Source organism: Desulfosarcina variabilis str. Montpellier (assembly GCF_048565275.1).
Lineage (GTDB): Bacteria > Desulfobacterota > Desulfobacteria > Desulfobacterales > Desulfosarcinaceae > Desulfosarcina > Desulfosarcina variabilis.
Map to the genome: position 1 here is coordinate 2,560,181 of NZ_CP159846.1, position 16,719 is coordinate 2,576,899.

The following is a 16,719-nucleotide window of genomic DNA, read 5'->3' on the forward strand; positions in this document are numbered from 1 at the left end:
TGTAATAGCCCATCCTAATTGCCAAGGTCGGTCAGAACCGTCTTACGCTGATAAAGGCCTGGGCGGCGGTTGGGGAAAAAATAGCGCATGCGGTGGCCGCGCACATAGTGGATCTGATCGGCTTTCAGGTCGACGATCAACATGCCGGACCTGCCCGATAGACGGGTGCTCATGATTTCACCGGACGGCGAGAAGGCCACGGCATTGCCGGGAAAAACCAGCCCGTTCTGATTATCTCCGGTTTGGTTGCAGGCCACCACAAAGAGCCCGTTATCATATGCACGGGCCGGCAGATGGCGCATCCAGGACTGATGTTTGGTGGATGCCTGACCACGGGGGGATGCATGGGGAATGAAAATGACATCGGCTTGGGCGTCGGCCATGATCGTGGAAAGCTCGGGGAAATGCGCATCGTAACATAACTGAATGCCAAAACGCATCCCTTTCCAGTCGAATATGGGAAGGGCCGCTCCAGGGCTGAAATGATCGGTTTCAGGCGGGGCCAGATGAATTTTCCGGTAAAGCGCGGTTCGGCCCCGGGGTGTGATCACCATGTGGCTGGCATATATCGCGCCGTTTTCCGCCTGTTCGGCAAAACCGACGAGCAGTGCGATGCGAAGGTCGTCGGCCAGCTTGACCAGACTGTCGATTGTCTTGCTGTTGGCGGAAATGGCGTGGGCCTTGATTTCATCGCGGTTGCTGTAGCCGGTGAGGTTCATTTCAGGAAAACAGACCATGGTGGCATCCTGGTTTTTGGCCTGATTCACCCAGTGGCGGGTACGCTCCACGTTGTGAGACAACCGGCCCACGGGACATCGGCAAACCACAGCGGCAATGCGAAGGTCATCCATCATGCAGGAATCAGCCGTATATCCAGTTTGCGGTTGCGCGGGCCGTCAAATTCACAGAAAAAGATGCCTTGCCAGGTGCCCAGCACCAACTGCCCGTTCTCCACACCAATCACTTCAGAGGACCCCACAAGCGTTGTTTTCAGGTGTGCCGGTGAGTTGCCTTCCATATGACGGTAGGCCTCTTTCCACGGTACAATTTTATTGAGCACCATGAGGATGTCCTGCTTGACCGCCGGGTCGGCACTCTCGTTGATCGTCACCGCAGCAGTGGTATGGGGAACGAAGACCATGCAAAGACCATTTTCCATCCCGCTGTCAGTCACCTGCTTTTGGACTTCCCCCGTGACATCGATCATTTCGGTTTGGGCGTGGGTTTTAACTTTCAGGCGCATTTAAAAACCTCAAAATAGGCTATTAGGTGGATAGCCGGAAGGCTGAAGGGGTAGGGGAATGGTATTGGTGACGGTTTGTTCGTCCCCCATCTAAAGACCTTCAGTCTTCAGCCTAAAAAGCTAAAAAAATGCCCCGCCTGAATTATTCAGGCGAGGCATTTTTATAAATCAAATCTCGATGTGATTAGACACATCCGGTGGGTTTCGGCAGACCCGCCATCTTACAGGCTCCTTTACCCGGTCCTGAGGGGAAGAGCTCGTAGATGTGTTTCAGTTTGAAACCGGTTACTTTGGAGAGTACGCGCACCATGGGAGCGATGCCGTTTTTCTCATAGTACTCGCGAAGTACGGTAACGACTTTTTTGTGTTCATCGTTCAGTTCATCGATACCTTCTTCTTTTTTTACATACTGGACCCATTCCTCAGACCAGTTATTGTAGTCATCGATGAAACCGTCTTCATCCACCGTAAACGATTTTCCACCAAATTCGATTGTCGGCATGTTGTTCTGTCCTCCTTTAACTTTTGTTAGTAATTCCGGCACACTGCCGTTTAGATTCGAAATATTGAACTAAAGTTAGTAACGGATTAACGGCTTAATGTCAATACGAAATACTAACGATTTCATTTGACTTTCCCAACCTATTAGATCGGAAAAGAAAGGTTAGCCGCCATGGCAATCGCAAGGATCAGTATTCCCTCGGGGTCTGATTGATCTGATCCAGGGTGAATACCGGCCCGTCCTTGCAGACCAGTTCCTTGCCGATACCGCAGCGGCCGCACATGCCGAACCCGCATTTCATGCGGTTTTCCAGGCTCATGATGATGTGATCGTGGGCGTAGCCCAGTTTTTCCAGCACCGGCTGGGTGAACTTGATCATGATCGGCGGACCGCACACGATGGCATAGGTATCCGGTCCGCCCGGCGGGGCCTTTTGCTCGGTGATGGGCGGTACGAATCCGACATTGTATTTCCAGTCCGGATCATCAGTACCGTCAACGGTGATGTGCATGTTGATGTCATCGCGTTTTTCCCATTCCACCAACTCGTCTTTGTACAGCAGCATGCCCGGGCTGCGGGCCCCGTAGACCACATCGATATTGCCGAACTTGGACCGGTTGGCCGGATCGAGCATGTAGACGATGGACGAGCGCAGGGTGGTGAAAGCGAACCCACCGCCTACGATCAGAATGTTCTTGCCTTCCATAAGATCCCATGGGTAACAGTTGCCCAAGGGGCCTCTGAGGCCCATCAGATCGCCTTCGCGCATGTTGTGCAGGTGAGTGGTGACCACCCCGGCGCGGTTGACGGTGAACTTGACGAACCCTTTTTCCACCGGAGATGAGGCAATGCCGATGGGAATTTCGCCCTTGCCGGGAATGGACAGCTCGGCGAACTGACCGGCCCGGTAGGCGAACTTTTCTTCGTCACCCTCATTGAGAAAAACGAATTTAAACGTCTTCAGGCTTTTATCTTCGGCCTCGACCGTAATGTCATCGATGCGGACCGGATAGGGTATATATGGATTTTGCATTTTCCTCCCTCCATCAACCTTGCGCGGCGCAGGCATCAGCTGGTTTGAAGCTGTTCATCAACGCGCACACCCGGCGGATATCGATATTGACCGGGCACTGGCGAACACATCGCCCGCAGCCCACGCACATGATACCGGTCTGATATTTGTCTACAAAGTACTTGAGCTTGTGCATGAAGCGCTGGCGGACCCGTTGGGTCTTGGTCTCCCGGGGATTATGACCGGTGGTGTGCACGGTAAAGATCGGGAACATACAGCTGTCCCAGTTCTTCATGCGCACCCCGGACTTGCCGTGGACCTCGTCCTGAAGATCGAAACACCAGCAGGTCGGACAGGAGAAGGTACAGGTCCCGCAGTTCAGGCAGGCAAAGGCCACATCGTCCCAAAAGGACGCGCCGTGCAGTTCCAACAGGTCCGTGTCGGCCAGGTTGTCGGTGCTGATCGTACTGACGATTTTCGCCTCGGCCGCGTCCTTGGCGGCCATGAACGCGTCAGCCGCCTCGGGCGTGGCCTGATTCCAGCCGGCTGCATCGGCAAAGGCCTGGCCTTTGTCGGTAAGGACTTTGGCCAGATAATTCTCGCCATGGTCCATCATAAGGATGTCCAGGCCGTCGGCGTTGTAAGGCCCGCAACCGGCGCTGGTGCAAAAGCAGGTCGACAGCGGTGCATCGCAGGCCATGCCGATGAACGTCGTGGCCTCATACGCCCGCAGCCAGTAGGGATCTTTTACGTCAGGCGCATCGAAGTTGAGCTTGACCAGCTGGGTGGCCTTGGCATCGCAGGGCCGGATGCCCACCACGGCCCGGGGAGAATAGTCCTTGGCCGCTTCTTTCATGATATGATGATCGGCCTGGGATTCGTCCAGGGAGTATTCGATGATCGTTTCGGATTGGGGAAAGATCAGGTCTTTGGGGGACAAGCGGGTATTGACCAGGTCCAGATCCGGCACCTGGCCTTTGGTAAGGGCCTTGAACTGGTGCTGGTCCTTGTCTTTTACCGGCCCGAACAGCTGGTACTGATCGGCCGCAGCCGTGAGCCCCTTCGTCCAGTTTTGTTTGTCGATAGTTAGAAGCGTCATTTTGTTATCCTTTATTTAATGAAGGCTTCCGGATCATTGGTCTGGTAGACATCCAGGGCCGGGCGACTATCCAGGGAGAGTCCGGCTTCCCAGCCAAACTGCTCCTGGCAGTCCTTTTCCAATTTTCTCGTCAACAGGCGCATGTCAATGCCCACCGGACAGGCCCGCTGGCAGGCCCCGCAGTCCGTACAGCGGCCCGCACAGTGATAGGCCCGCAGGAAATGAAAGGTCCGGATATCGATGGGATCCTGGCCCTTGCCCACCCACTGGGGTTTGGACTCGTCCACAAAACAGGTCGGACAATAGCACAGCGGACAGGCGTTGCGGCAGGCGTAGCAGCGGATGCACGGCGCGAGCAGATCCTCGAAAAACTGCCATTTCTCCTCATCGCCCATTTCCTCGATCTTGCGCACGTCGGCATAGCGGTCGATGTCGGTCTGCTCTTCGACCGGATCGGCCAACATCTCATCCGAGATGACCGGATTGCGGTGAATGCAAAGGGCGCAGTTGTTTTGCAGCACCTCTTTTTTATCCAAAAGGGTCTCGGCCTCGGCGGTGCGCACCTTGACGGTTTCTTCGGTTTCGGTTACCTTGAGGATCTCGCCGTCCACCATGCCGTGTATCTTGCGTTTGTCGATCATCCCCGTGCAGGGCACGCCGATGATGTGCAGCTGATCGCGCTGGATCTTGTTCTCCACGATGTGATTGACGATATTGCGTGAATCGCAGCCCTTGGCGAAAACGGCGATCTTCTCTTTTCTGTTGGTCAGGTAGTTTGCCAGGTTGATCCCGCAGTTGCTGTCCCAGACCAGGGAGTCTGCATCCTCAGGCGCGGTGACAAAGCACGGCTCGTTCATCATGGGCATGGTCCCTTTACGAAAACCGATGACCATTTCCACTGTGCAGTCTTTCAGCAGCCGGCCGGCAATCTGCCTCATCTTCTCTGTGTATTCAGACATATCACGCTACCTTTGCCTGTTGTTTGACAAAATGGGTGTTCGGACCAAGCTTGCGAACCGCTTCGGTCACCTGGGTCACGACGTCGATAAACTTGGTGGCTTCAGCCGACGAAACCCAGGACATGTGAATCCGATCCCGCTCAATCCCCATGTATTCCATCAGGTTGGTGAACAATGCAAATTTTCTCCGGGCGTAGTAATTACCTTCCAGGTAATGGCAGTCTCCCGGATGTCACCCGGACACCCAAACGCCGTCGGCACCGTTGCGAAGGGCCGCCAGGGCAAATTTAGGACTCATTCGACCGGTGCAGGGGATGCGGATAATCCGCACATTGGCCGGGTACTGCATCCGGCTGACACCGGCCAGATCCGCAGCACCGTAACTGCACCAGTTGCACAGAAAGGCTACGATTTTGGGTTCCCACTCAGACATGGTATTTCTCCTTATTTTAAGGCCTGCCTAAAAAATGAGATTTCGGGCAGGCTTGTAATTAGATGGCATCCAGCATGGCAAATATCTGGTTGTTGTCAAATCCGCTCAGGTGAATGGCTCCGGACCGGCATGAGGCTACACACAGGCCGCATCCCTTGCACAGGGCAGCATTGATGGTCGCCCGGCCGGCGAACATGCGCGCATCCTCCGGGATAAAGCTGGGCGCGGAGTAGGGACAGATGGATACACACACCCCGCAGCTGGAGCACATTTGCGGATCCACCGATGCGACTTCACCGCTGGTGAAGATGTTCTCCTGGGCCAGCAGGGTCACTGCACGGGATGCAGCCGCCTTGCCTTGAGAGATGGCCTCGTCAATGGATTTGGGATAGTGGGCCAATCCGCAGAGGAAAACACCGTCGGTGGCGAATTCGCAAGGACCGAGCTTGGCGTGTTTCTCAACAAAAAAGCCGTCATCATTGAGCGGAATCTTGAAGAACTGGGCCAGCCGTTCGTCGGCATGGGGCACGATGGCCGATGCCAAGGTCAACAGATCCGTGGAAATTTCCATGGGCAGACCCAGGACATGGTCGGTCACGCGCACGGCCAGCCGATCCCCGTCACGAACCACCTGAGGTTTGTTTTCAAGATCGTAGCGGATGAAAATAACCCCGGCGCCACGGGCTTTTTTATACAGGGTTTCCCGTTCTCCATAGGTACGGATGTCACGATAGAGAATGTATACATTCGCCTCGGGATTGCGCTTTTTAATCGCCAGGGCGCTTTCAATGGAATGGGTGCAGCAAACCCGTGAGCAGTAGGGACGCTCCGGTTCCCTGGATCCCACACACTGAACGAAGACCGCCGAATTGACACCGGCCAGCATGGGGTCGTCGGCCAGCATTTTCTCATCCAGCTCCAGACTGGTCATGATGCGCGGATCATCACCGTAGCTGTACTCATTGGGTTTGAGTTCGCTGGCACCGGTAGCCACCACGGCAACGCCGTGGTCAATGGTGGTTTCTCCATCACCGTTTTTAATCATCGTCTTGAAATTACCGACAAACCCGTCCACACCGCTAAGCTCAGTGTTCATATGCACATGCAGCCGTTTCTCGGCATTCACCTTATCGATCAGATCGGCAAGGCCGGCTTTAATGCTTTCGCCTTTCCAGGTCTGATAGAGGCTATTGGCCTGTCCGCCCAGACGATCGGAACGTTCCACCAAATGGGTTTCGTACCCCTGCTTGGCCAGGGAGAGGGCCGCCGTCATGCCGGCGATTCCGCCACCAATGACCAGGGTGGTCTGGCCGACGGTCAGTTCGGTTTCCACGAGCGGTTCTTTCAGGGCCGCCTTGTTAACGGCCATGCGCACCAGATCTTTGGCCTTCTGGGTGGCGATATCAGGATTGTTTTTATGCACCCAGGAATCCTGGTTGCGGATGTTGACCATTTCAAACAGATATTTGTTGAGTCCTGCATTGATCAGGGTCTCCTGGAACAGCGGCTCATGGGTTTTGGGGGTACAGGCCGCCACCACCACCCGGTTGAGATTCTTCTCACGGATGATGGCCGTCATGCTGTCCTGGGTGTCCTGGGAGCAGGTGTACATGTTGTCGGTCACATACTCCACGTAGGGCAGGGATGCTGCATAATCGCGCACGGCGGGTACGTCTACCACGCCGGCAATGTTGATGCCGCAGTTGCAGACGAAAACGCCCACCCGCGGACGATCGCCGCGTACATTGATCTCGGGGATGACTTCGGCCGTACGGGTTTGCGTATTTCTGGCTTCACTGAGCAGTTCGCCGGCAGCCGCTGCCGAAGCGCTGGCGTCCACCACGGCCTGAGGAATATCCTTGGGCCCCTGGAAGGCACCGCAGACGTAAACGCCGCCTTTTGTGGTGGTTACCGGAGCAAATGTCGTGGTTTCACAGAAGTTGCTCGGGGTGAGGCCTACATCTAAAGACTCGGCCAGTTGGATCACCTCGGGAGCGGTTTCCAGGCCTACGGAAAGAACGACCAGATCGAAGGTTTCTGTCTGCATCTCACCACTTTCGGTGACGTAGCGGATGGACAGATCGTCACTGCCCGTAATACTGTCGATGGTGTGCACCTTGGAGCGCAGGAAACGCACGCCCTGGGCCTTGGCCCCTTCGTAGTAACGCTCGAAGTCTTTGCCGTAGGTGCGCATATCCATGAAGAACACAGCGCAGTCCAATTCCTCGCCGGCATGTTCTTTGGCGATCACGGCTTCCTTGATGGCGTACATGCAGCACACCGAGGAGCAGTACTCGTTGTTGCAGCGGTTCTGATCGCGGGAACCTACGCACTGGAACCAGGCGATTTTTTTTGGATCCTTGTGATCCGAGGGGCGCGCCACATGGCCGCCAGTGGGACCGGAGGCGGAAAGCAGGCGTTCGAACTGCATGCTGGTGATCACATTGGGATGTCTTCCGAATCCGTAGAAATCCAGTTTTGAAGGATCATAGGGTGTAAAACCGGGCGCCAGGATCACCGACCCCACGTTCAGTTCCAACATCTCGCGTTGTTCCTGATGGGTCTCCAATGTCACGGCACCAGCCCCGCAGGCCTCCACGCACTGGTAGCACTCGCAGCAGTAGCCGCAGTTCAGGCAGCGTGCCGCTTCGGCCTTGCCGTCCTCTTCACTCAGGCCCAGCTCGACTTCATTGAAATTGCCTTTGCGGGCCGCCGGTTCCAGCTCACGCACCTTGGCGCGGGCTTTTGCCGGTTCACCCTCAGGGACCGGACGATAGACCGGCTCGGGCCGTTCGATAGGCTCGCGGCCGTCGGCCATGTCCGCGCCGTCCAGATAGCGTTCGATGGATTCGGCGGCTTCCTTGCCTGCCGCGATGGCGCCGATGGCTACCCAGGGACCGCTTTGCAGGTCGCCGCCGGCAAACACCCCGGCACGGCCGGTGGCATAGGTCACCGGATCCACTTCCGTGGTGCTCCAGCGGGTGAATTCCAGTCCGTCCACGTCATCGATGGACGACAGGTCCGGGCGTTGGCCAATGGCCGGGATGATCTGATCCACCTCAAGGTCGTATTCGCTGCCCGGCACCGGCACGGGACGACGACGGCCGGAAGAATCCGGTTCGCCCAGTTCCATGCGGATGCAGCGCAGGCCGGTGACTTTCCCGCCCTCGACGATGACCTCTTGGGGCGCGGCCAGGTAGGTCAGTTCCACGCCTTCGGTCTCGGCCGCCTGGATTTCCTCTTCCCAGGCCGGCATTTCGGCACGGGTCCGGCGGTAGATGATCTGCACACTCTCGGCGCCCAGACGCACAGCCGAGCGCGACACGTCGATGGCCACGTTGCCGCCGCCGATGATGGCCACATGCTTGCCCACCGGGGCCTTGCCGGTCAGGTTGACTTCACGCAGAAAATCCACGCCCTGGCGCACGCCCTCGGCATCCTCGCCGGGAACGCCCAGGGTAATGCCCTTGTGGGCGCCCAGGGCCAGGTAGACGGCCTTGAAGCCCTGGTCGAACAGGCTGTCCACGGTCAGATCGCCGCCCAGGGGGGTGTCGGTCAAAAGCTCCACACCCATGTTGGTGATGATCTCGATCTCCTGATCCAAAATCGCTGGTGGCAGACGATGGTCGGGGATGCCCACCCGCAGCATGCCGCCGGCCTGGGGCAGGGCCTCGTAGATCGTGCTCAAAATGCCCCGGCGGGCCAGATGATAGGCCGCACTTAGCCCGGCCGGACCACTGCCGATGATGGCCACGCGCTCTTCACGCTTTTCTGCCATGGGAATCTCGATGGTGCGCGGATCCACCTGATCGGCGGCCAGACGCTTGAGCTCACGGATGGCTACGGGCTGATCCACCTCGCAGCGCCGGCAGGCGTCTTCACAGCCGTGGGGGCAGATGCGCCCCAGCACACCGGGCAGGGGCAGATCGTCCATGATAATCTTCAGGGCCTCGGCATATTTGCCCTGGCCCACCATCTGCACGTAGCCCTGCACGTTGATGCCCGCCGGACAGGCCAGGCGACAGGGTGCCTTGTCGGCCTTCTGGATGGCAAATGCGCCGGGAATGGCCTGGGCGTACCTTTTATATGTAGCCTTGCGGTTGCTTAGTCCCTGATTGTATTCATCGGGCAGGGAAACAGGGCAGGCTTCAGCGCAATCTCCACAGGAGGTGCATTTGGCAGGATCAATAAATCGGGGACCTTTATCGACGGTAACGGTAAAATTGCCTTCCGTTCCTTGAATTTCTTTTACTTGTGCACAGGTGATCAGATTGATGTTGAGATGCCGGCCGAACTCGACCAGTTTGGGGGAGATAATTCACATTGCGCAGTCATTGGTGGGGAAGGTCTTGTCCAGTTCACTCATTACCCCGCCGATAGCCGGGGATTTTTCAATTACGTGGACGAGATATCCGGAATCGGCCAAATCCAGGGCCGCCTGCATTCCGGAGATACCGCCACCTACAACTAAAACGGAACCCACTGTGTTCGTTGCCATAATACGTCTCCTGATTGCGAATGAAACACATGCTGGTAAGGTTATAATAACGTTAATGTATTAAGTAATAATAATGGGTTAGGGTTGTTTTCTCAAGGAAACATTCCTATATGGGCAAAAGCGGCTTGTCAACAGATTTTGCCGCAACTGTCCGGTTTTGTCCAACTTCCATTTTTTGTGTATATGCCCCAAAAAAAGAATGGAATCAAGTCTGATCTGTTTTCCAAAGGGTTTCGGGGCTGCTTCGCAAAAGGCCTACTCATTTCAGGCCAATCATCCAAATAAAGCCCTTCCATCAATATGCGGGCCAATTCGGACTTAATCATTGTTCAATTATTGGCATTTTTCGATAACAAACTGATAATATAGTCATAAAATTTTTTGGATCGATTTTTCTGGTGCGCCTGCAGTGGGACAATTTGACACGACTAGAAAAAAAGTATTGGGTCGAAATGACTCAAAACTGTTTGGCGACCGATCTATCATACTATCAAAACAGTCTCAACAGGTTTTAAAATCGGCTTGATCGATAAATTGGGAGCATGTTACCATAGTTCAAAAAATTCTGAATATTTAGTTGCTGATTGGTTTTTATTGACTTGGGCGGAGGTGAGGGTGAAGGACGGTGCGATGATTATTAACATTGCCTTGATCGGTGGAGGGCGCTTTTGCGAAGCGGTTCTGAAGATGACCACGCTCTCTTTTCTCCAGGATCAGGTTAATTCACGCATTGTCGCCGTGGCCGATGCGGATGAAAATGCCCCCGGCGTTCGCCTGGCCGGCCGGCTGGGATTGAAGATTGTTGCCAACTATCAGGAATTATACGATCCTGCCTGTAATATCCATCTTTTCATTCTTCTCGATCCGGATTCAACGCTGCTGCATAAGGTTTTGGAAACCAAACCCAGACGGCTTCGGGTACTTGCCTACCAGGCTTTTGACCTTTTCTGGAAGGCATTTAAATCCAGGGAAATCCTGCTTCAGCAACGCAGTGAGGAGATTCAGACCATTCTCAACGGGATTCAGGATCTGATTCTGGTATTTACGCCGGATCAGGAAATTGTCGAAGCCAACGACGCCTTTCTCAAATACATGGGCTATGAAAAAGAGGATGTTATCGGTAGAAAATGCTATGAAGTGTATCAACAGACCGATCAACCCTGTCACGGAGAAAAAAACGGATGCCCGCTCAAAACCGTCATCCGCAATCGCATGGCAGCGGAAACGGTTCGTACGCGAATAGGGCCTGATGGCAAAGTTCGTTACATGGAAGTGTCCATTCATCCGATCTGGGAAAAGGATGGCAAAATATCACGGTTGATCGAGATCAGTCATGATTTCACCGAACGCCGCCTGCAGGAGGAAGAGAATCGGCGCCGACTGGAACAGATGGTCGAAGAACGCACCCGTCAACTGCAGGACACCCACGCCAAGCTGCTTCACCAGGATAAAATGGCCTCATTGGGAAAACTTGCCGCGTCCGTGGTTCATGAAATCAACAATCCCATTGCCGGTATTTTAAACCTCTCGCTTTTAATGAAGCGAATCTTGAAGGAGGAGGGGGGCCTGTTAAAAAGAGTTGAGCCCTTTGACCGCTATCTGTCGCTGATGGAGACAGAAACCCGCAGGATCAGTCGGATTGTCTCCAACCTCTTGACCTTTTCGCGGCAATCCAAAATGGAACTGGGCAGCCAGGATATCAACCGGCTGATTGAACGGACCCTGGTACTCAATGATAATCTGCTTAAGATCAGTAATGTAAAAATCAATAAAGAATTGGATCCAGCCCTGCCGCAGGTCATCGGATCTGCCGATCAGATCCAGCAGGTGTTCATGAACATGATTTCCAATGCCGCCGAAGCCATGGAAGGCAAAGGCGGCGGCGTGTTGACGGTAAGGACATGGTGTGGCCATGCCAAGAATTTTATCTGCATTGCCTTTGCCGATAATGGGGTGGGGATTTCCATCGACAATCTGGATAAATTGTTCGAACCCTTCTATACGACCAAAAAGAAAGGTAAAGGGGTAGGATTGGGACTCAGCGTCGTTTACGGCATCATCAAGGCCCACAACGGTCGTATCACCGTTGACACCGAGCCCGGGCAAGGCGCGACGTTTACGATTCAGTTGCCCCTGTCGCCTGAACGACCAAAGAAGAATACGGTAAACACCGACAATAATGCGTGCGTGGTGGAGGAGCGATGAGCAAAACCCGGATTATGGTGGTGGACGACGAAATGATCATCCGAGAATCATTGGCCGGGTGGCTGGAGCGGGACGGATATCAGGTGGACACCGCCGATAGTGGGGAAAAGGCATTGGAGATGCTGGCTGCCAAACCATACGATATCATGCTGGTGGATATCAAGATGGAAGGCATGAGCGGACTTGAACTGCTTAAAATTGTCAACGACCGTGAACTGGATACGGCCGTGGTGATGATTACCGCTTATGGCTCCATTTCCAGTGCTATCGAAGCCATGAAGTGCGGGGCCGTGGAGTATTTACTCAAACCCTTTGATCCGGAAGAAATCGGCCTGTTGATCGAGAAAATTATCGATCGCCGGGATCAGGAAAAAGAAAATGCATACCTGCGCAGCGAGGTGAAGCAACGAACACGCTTTGAGAGTATGATCGGACAGTCCCAGGCCATGCAGCAGGTTTTCGATTTAATCAATGATGTGGCCCCCACCGATTCGACGGTCTTGATCACCGGTGAAACCGGAACGGGTAAGGGATTGGCGGCCAAAGCCATTCATACCTGCGGCCGGCGCAGCCGGGGACCGTTTGTGGCCGTTAACTGCGGGGCGATTCCTGAGCATCTGATGGAGAGTGAGCTGTTCGGCCATCAAAAGGGAGCTTTTACGGATGCGCGGCAAACCAAGAAAGGCCGCCTGGAAATTGCGGATGGGGGAACCCTTTTTCTGGATGAGATTGGCGAGATCAGCATGCGCATGCAGATTGATCTATTGCGGGTTCTGGAAGACCGGGTTTTTTACCGGGTGGGCGGAACGCAGCCCATGGAAGCGGATTTTCGTGTGGTTGCCGCGACCAACAGCGATTTAAAAGAAGCGATTGCCCAGGGGACGTTCAGAGAGGATTTGTTCTACCGTCTGAATGTGATTTCACTGACCATGCCGCCTTTGAGGACGCGCAAGGAAGACATCCCGCTGTTATGCGATCATTTTCTTCAACGTTTCAGCCAGGAAACCAACAAACCGATCCAGAAAATATCACGGCCGGCCATGGATGAAATGATGCTCTATGATTGGCCCGGAAATATACGGGAGCTTGAAAATGCCATCGAACGTGCCGTGGTGGTCGGCAAGACCCTTCAAGTCATGCCCGAGGATCTACCCATTGCCTGCATTCCCCAGCATGACCAGCCATCGGACCACAGCCTGAAATCCATTGAGAAGTATCATATCGAGAAGGTGCTTGTTGAAAATGACTGGAACATTTCGACCAGTGCCCGGATTTTGGGGATCGACCGCTCAACCCTCTACAGCAAGATCAAACGCTATCAGCTGCAGGCGCCCGCTTGACCGCCACCTCCCAACGCGCCATCATCATTTCTCCCATCGGCGACTTTGATGCCGACATTCTGAGCGCTATCGAACAGATGGTCGTGGACCGCTTTGGGCTGCCCTGTCGTATCCAATCCCTGATTCATACTATTGATTTTTCATGGGATGCTAAGCGCCGGCAATTTCACTCCACGGCAATTCTTGACCGGCTGACCGAAAAGGCCCCATCTGACACGCTCAAGTTGATTGCACTGACCGACCGCGACCTGTTTATCCCGATTCTCACCCACGTTTATGGGGAGGCCCAGCTAGGCGGGCTCAGCTGCATTGTGTCCACCCATCGGCTGACCGACGGGATTTCTTCCGTTGGCGAACGTCCCCGCTATCTGGAGCGGATTGTCAAGGAAAGCGCCCACGAACTGGGGCACACCTTTGATCTGCGTCACTGCAAGGACAACCAATGCCTCATGCATTACTGCCGCAGTATTGGCGATGTCGATCACAAGGAAAACCAGTTATGCCGCTACTGCCGGGTACTGCTGGGCGATGCCCTGAAAGCCCTTAAGGTCCAGCCGGTCCATCCCCCATTTTCCGTTCACTAACTTTTAAGAATCTGCCGGGTAATCGTCTTCCAGGCTGATGGCGGCAAACACCCGAGGATATCATCGGCCAGTTGCCCGCCATCAGCGGCCAGTGGCCCCAGGTGGGGTTCCACGGCCTGGTGCAGTCCGGTGATTTCATGTTTGATAAAATCCGCGACCTCATCTTCGCCCATCTTCAGCCGGGACAGTTCTTGGCGCAGGTGGGTCGGCTGCACCATCAACATCCAGCCGTCGCCATACGGATCATCCGCCAGTGACTCAGGGTGCTTGGCAACCCGTGGATTGAATGCGGTGACCACGCCGCTGACCGGTGCCAACAAATCGGCCGCAACCCCTTGACGGTGCATGGTGATCCCTTTTTGATCCTGTTTCAAGGGCTTGCCCAAAAGCGGCAAGTCGATATGATCCATGGGACCCAGCATGCGGGCGGCGAAATCATTCAATCCAATCCGTACCTGACCATCCGAGGCCATGGCTACCCATGTATGGCCGGGGTGTATATAGATGCCCTGGGGTACCCTGAACCCCTCGATGGTCTGCAGATCAATTGGCCTGAGTATCGTATGTACCAGAAACTGGTCCTGAAAATACTGGTCGAAGTCACAATTGTGGCACACGTAATCGTTGGTGCAGGGCCTGAAGGTGATGCGGCGCTTGAGGTAATGCAGGCAGGGCCGCCGGTGAGGCGGTAATTCCCTGAGTTTAAAGGCCCAGTAGATAATCCGGCCGCGCCGGCCTGCGACCGGATGGCCGGCCGCCGCCTGTTCTCGATTTTCTCGCGCGAGTCGCCTTAAGACCCGGTCAAAGCGGCAGCCGGTGCAATGATAGTCCCTTTTGCAGGTTTTGGTTTTCACCACACCGGCCTGCATCCAGATACAAGGATGGTCCATGTTCTGTTGATGTTGATCATGTGTCATGACGTCAACCTGTTTTCAGAAAGGTACGGGCCAGTTGATTCCAGTCCAGGCCCGGCAGGTTCCCGTAAATGTCCGATCCAAATGTCCCACCGTCTGCGGCAAGCGGCCCGGCCACGTCGGTGACCATCTCTTCCAGAACTGCGACTTCGCTGTTGATCCAGGTTACACTGGCATCTTCACTCATCAGTCGCTTGGCAGCTTTTTTAATGCTCGGTGTGTGCACGACAAACAGCCATCCGTCACCATACGGATCACGATTGGCCAGTCCCGGATCTTTCATGACACGGGTATTGACTTCCATGATGACGCCATCAATGGGCGAACGGACATCGGCCAGGTGATGTTTTCGTTTGAGCCCCCATCCCACCTGGTCATGATCCAGCTGTTTGCCCATCAGGGGCAGTTCAAGCCCGTCGGCCTGACCAAATACTTTCTGGCTGAAATCATCCAGACCGACTCTTAAGGTTCCACCGCTTTCGATGCGTGCCCAGGTGTGGCCATTGTGGAAATGATAATAGCGGGGAACGTCAAACCCTTTGATGCTGGTTACGGCTGTGGGGGCGTTACGGGTTTTGGCGGCCAGGACATCTTCGAAGTACTGATCGAAATCACATTTTTCACAGTGGAAATCATAGGCGCAGCTGCGATGACCAATTCGTCCGGTCAGGCTGTGCCTGCAGGTCCGTGCCAATGCCGGTTGACGCCGCATGGTATCCTGCCAGCTGACTTGTTTGCCCAGCGAAACCTTGGTTTGCATGGCATGGTCATAGCGGCAGGTGGTGCAGTCGTAAAAATTGTTGCAGGTTTTGTACTTGACCGCACCGGCTTGCATCCATAGACATGGATTTTCCGGCAGCGCTTTGTGGTCCGGATGAATGACCCATTTCTGGCCGCCCAATACGGATTCGATACCGGCGCCACCGTCCGTCTCTCTTAGCTGAACACGATGATAGGATGATCCATAACCGATATGGCTTCTTGGCGTGGTTTTTTTCTTACTCATTTTATTCTCCTTTATATGCGGGGGGTGACGGATCGGTTGATAACCCATTGCCGGAAATCCAAGCCACCTGCGTAGCGGGTGGTCGTTGACTCATATCGACCGGGTATGATAGGGGTCGATGGTGTCGGCAACGAACGAATTTGTGTTTAACCTTGCCTCCATATTCAGCAAACGATGTGCCATGTTTTTAACATCTCGAAATTGTAGTGAAAAATATGTTTTTCGGATGCTTCTCCCAAGATCCGTTACAGGGATTGTTGGATTATCCAACATGTGGCGCTATGATCTTGAACCCAACTTCCGGGCAAGTGACTGTTTTCTTTATTTTTTCCCTTTTATTGATGACCTGTTGGAATTTGCTACAGGGTGAGTTGGGGTTCTCTACAGTCGAAGGTCTTGCCGTTTTGGTATCTTGTCTATTTATTTCAAATCATCAGGGAAAGGATGGAGCTTAATGGATTTCGATAACTTGCAGTCAATAATTTCCTTCGCCATCGAAAAAGAAAAAGAGGCCGCCGAGTTTTATGAAGAAAACAGCGCTTCAGAAAAGATGGCCGGGAAGAAGGAAATGCTGCTCGAATTTGCCGCCGAAGAGCGCAAACATCAAAAAATGCTTGAAGACTATTTGGCCACCGGGGTTGCCGAGAAGCTTGACGATTACGCGTTCAAGTGGATTGCAGATATTAAGCGCAGCGATTATGTGGTGCCCATGGAATACAAACCCGGCATGGCCTACAATGAATTGTTAATGCTGGCCATGAAGCGCGAAGAGGCTGCTCTCAAGCTTTATAATACCTTGCTGGACCAAGCCGAAGATGAAGGCGCGAAAACGCTTTTTAAAATGCTTTGCCAGGAAGAGGCCAAACACAAACTCGGCCTGGAAACCATGTACGACGATTATATGGCCAAAATGGGTGACTGATT

14 protein-coding genes are annotated in these 16,719 nt (G+C 54.2%); 4 read left to right on the forward strand and 10 right to left on the reverse strand.

Features of this window, described 5'->3' with window-relative positions:
* Positions 1-14 precede the first annotated feature (14 nt).
* The 8 genes from Dvar_RS11560 to Dvar_RS11595 all read right to left on the reverse strand — a co-directional run bounded on the left by Dvar_RS11560 (position 15) and on the right by Dvar_RS11595 (position 9,746).
* Positions 15-854 (reverse strand): nitrilase-related carbon-nitrogen hydrolase, encoded by an 840-nt coding sequence (locus Dvar_RS11560; RefSeq protein ID WP_419661853.1) that lies wholly within the window; start codon positions 852-854, stop codon positions 15-17.
* Positions 851-1,243 (reverse strand): secondary thiamine-phosphate synthase enzyme YjbQ, encoded by a 393-nt coding sequence (locus Dvar_RS11565; RefSeq protein WP_419661854.1) that lies wholly within the window; start codon positions 1,241-1,243, stop codon positions 851-853. The genes Dvar_RS11560 and Dvar_RS11565 overlap by 4 nt, the downstream gene beginning before the upstream one ends.
* A 184-nt stretch (positions 1,244-1,427) precedes the next feature.
* Positions 1,428-1,745, reverse strand: coding sequence for a TusE/DsrC/DsvC family sulfur relay protein (locus tag Dvar_RS11570; protein WP_419661856.1), 318 nt, complete (start codon positions 1,743-1,745; stop codon positions 1,428-1,430).
* 187 nt (positions 1,746-1,932) lie between these two features.
* Entirely contained in the window at positions 1,933-2,778 is an 846-nt protein-coding gene (locus tag Dvar_RS11575) for an FAD/NAD(P)-binding protein (RefSeq protein WP_419657576.1), read from the reverse strand.
* A 13-nt stretch (positions 2,779-2,791) separates the two neighbouring features.
* Positions 2,792-3,856 carry a 4Fe-4S dicluster domain-containing protein gene (locus Dvar_RS11580; RefSeq protein WP_419657577.1) on the reverse strand — a complete coding sequence of 355 codons (1,065 nt, stop codon included), beginning with the start codon at positions 3,854-3,856 and terminating at the stop codon, positions 2,792-2,794.
* Between the two features lie 11 nt (positions 3,857-3,867).
* On the reverse strand, positions 3,868-4,815 hold the full coding sequence (locus tag Dvar_RS11585) for a 4Fe-4S dicluster domain-containing protein (protein ID WP_419657578.1): 948 nt from the start codon (positions 4,813-4,815) through the stop codon (positions 3,868-3,870).
* A 1-nt stretch (position 4,816) separates the two neighbouring features.
* On the reverse strand, positions 4,817-5,248 hold the full coding sequence (locus tag Dvar_RS11590) for a hydrogenase iron-sulfur subunit (RefSeq protein WP_419661857.1): 432 nt from the start codon (positions 5,246-5,248) through the stop codon (positions 4,817-4,819).
* Positions 5,249-5,306: 58 nt separating this feature from the next.
* Complete coding sequence (locus Dvar_RS11595; RefSeq protein ID WP_419661859.1) at positions 5,307-9,746, reverse strand: FAD-dependent oxidoreductase; 4,440 nt, start codon at positions 9,744-9,746, stop codon at positions 5,307-5,309.
* 630 nt (positions 9,747-10,376) lie between these two features.
* Here Dvar_RS11595 and Dvar_RS11600 point away from each other — a divergent pair.
* Genes Dvar_RS11600 through Dvar_RS11610 form a run of 3 tightly spaced genes read left to right on the forward strand, consistent with a single transcriptional unit; the run spans position 10,377 to position 13,875 of the window.
* Positions 10,377-11,951 (forward strand): ATP-binding protein, encoded by a 1,575-nt coding sequence (locus tag Dvar_RS11600; RefSeq protein ID WP_419661860.1) that lies wholly within the window; start codon positions 10,377-10,379, stop codon positions 11,949-11,951.
* The gene (locus tag Dvar_RS11605; protein ID WP_419661861.1) at positions 11,948-13,291 is read left to right on the forward strand and encodes a sigma-54-dependent transcriptional regulator; all 1,344 of its coding nucleotides are present in this window, start codon (positions 11,948-11,950) and stop codon (positions 13,289-13,291) included. The genes Dvar_RS11600 and Dvar_RS11605 overlap by 4 nt, the downstream gene beginning before the upstream one ends.
* On the forward strand, positions 13,288-13,875 hold the full coding sequence (locus tag Dvar_RS11610) for a hypothetical protein (protein WP_419661862.1): 588 nt from the start codon (positions 13,288-13,290) through the stop codon (positions 13,873-13,875). The genes Dvar_RS11605 and Dvar_RS11610 overlap by 4 nt, the downstream gene beginning before the upstream one ends.
* Here the strand turns inward: Dvar_RS11610 and Dvar_RS11615 are convergent.
* The gene (locus Dvar_RS11615) at positions 13,872-14,792 is read right to left on the reverse strand and encodes a glycine cleavage system protein H (protein ID WP_419661863.1); all 921 of its coding nucleotides are present in this window, start codon (positions 14,790-14,792) and stop codon (positions 13,872-13,874) included. The genes Dvar_RS11610 and Dvar_RS11615 overlap by 4 nt on opposite strands.
* Before the next feature lie 4 nt (positions 14,793-14,796).
* Entirely contained in the window at positions 14,797-15,795 is a 999-nt protein-coding gene (locus Dvar_RS11620) for a glycine cleavage system protein H (RefSeq protein ID WP_419661864.1), read from the reverse strand.
* Between the two features lie 454 nt (positions 15,796-16,249).
* Here Dvar_RS11620 and Dvar_RS11625 point away from each other — a divergent pair, with 454 nt between their 5' ends.
* A complete protein-coding gene (locus Dvar_RS11625; RefSeq protein ID WP_419661865.1) occupies positions 16,250-16,717 on the forward strand; it encodes a ferritin-like domain-containing protein in 468 nt (155 codons plus the stop codon).
* Positions 16,718-16,719 lie beyond the last annotated feature (2 nt).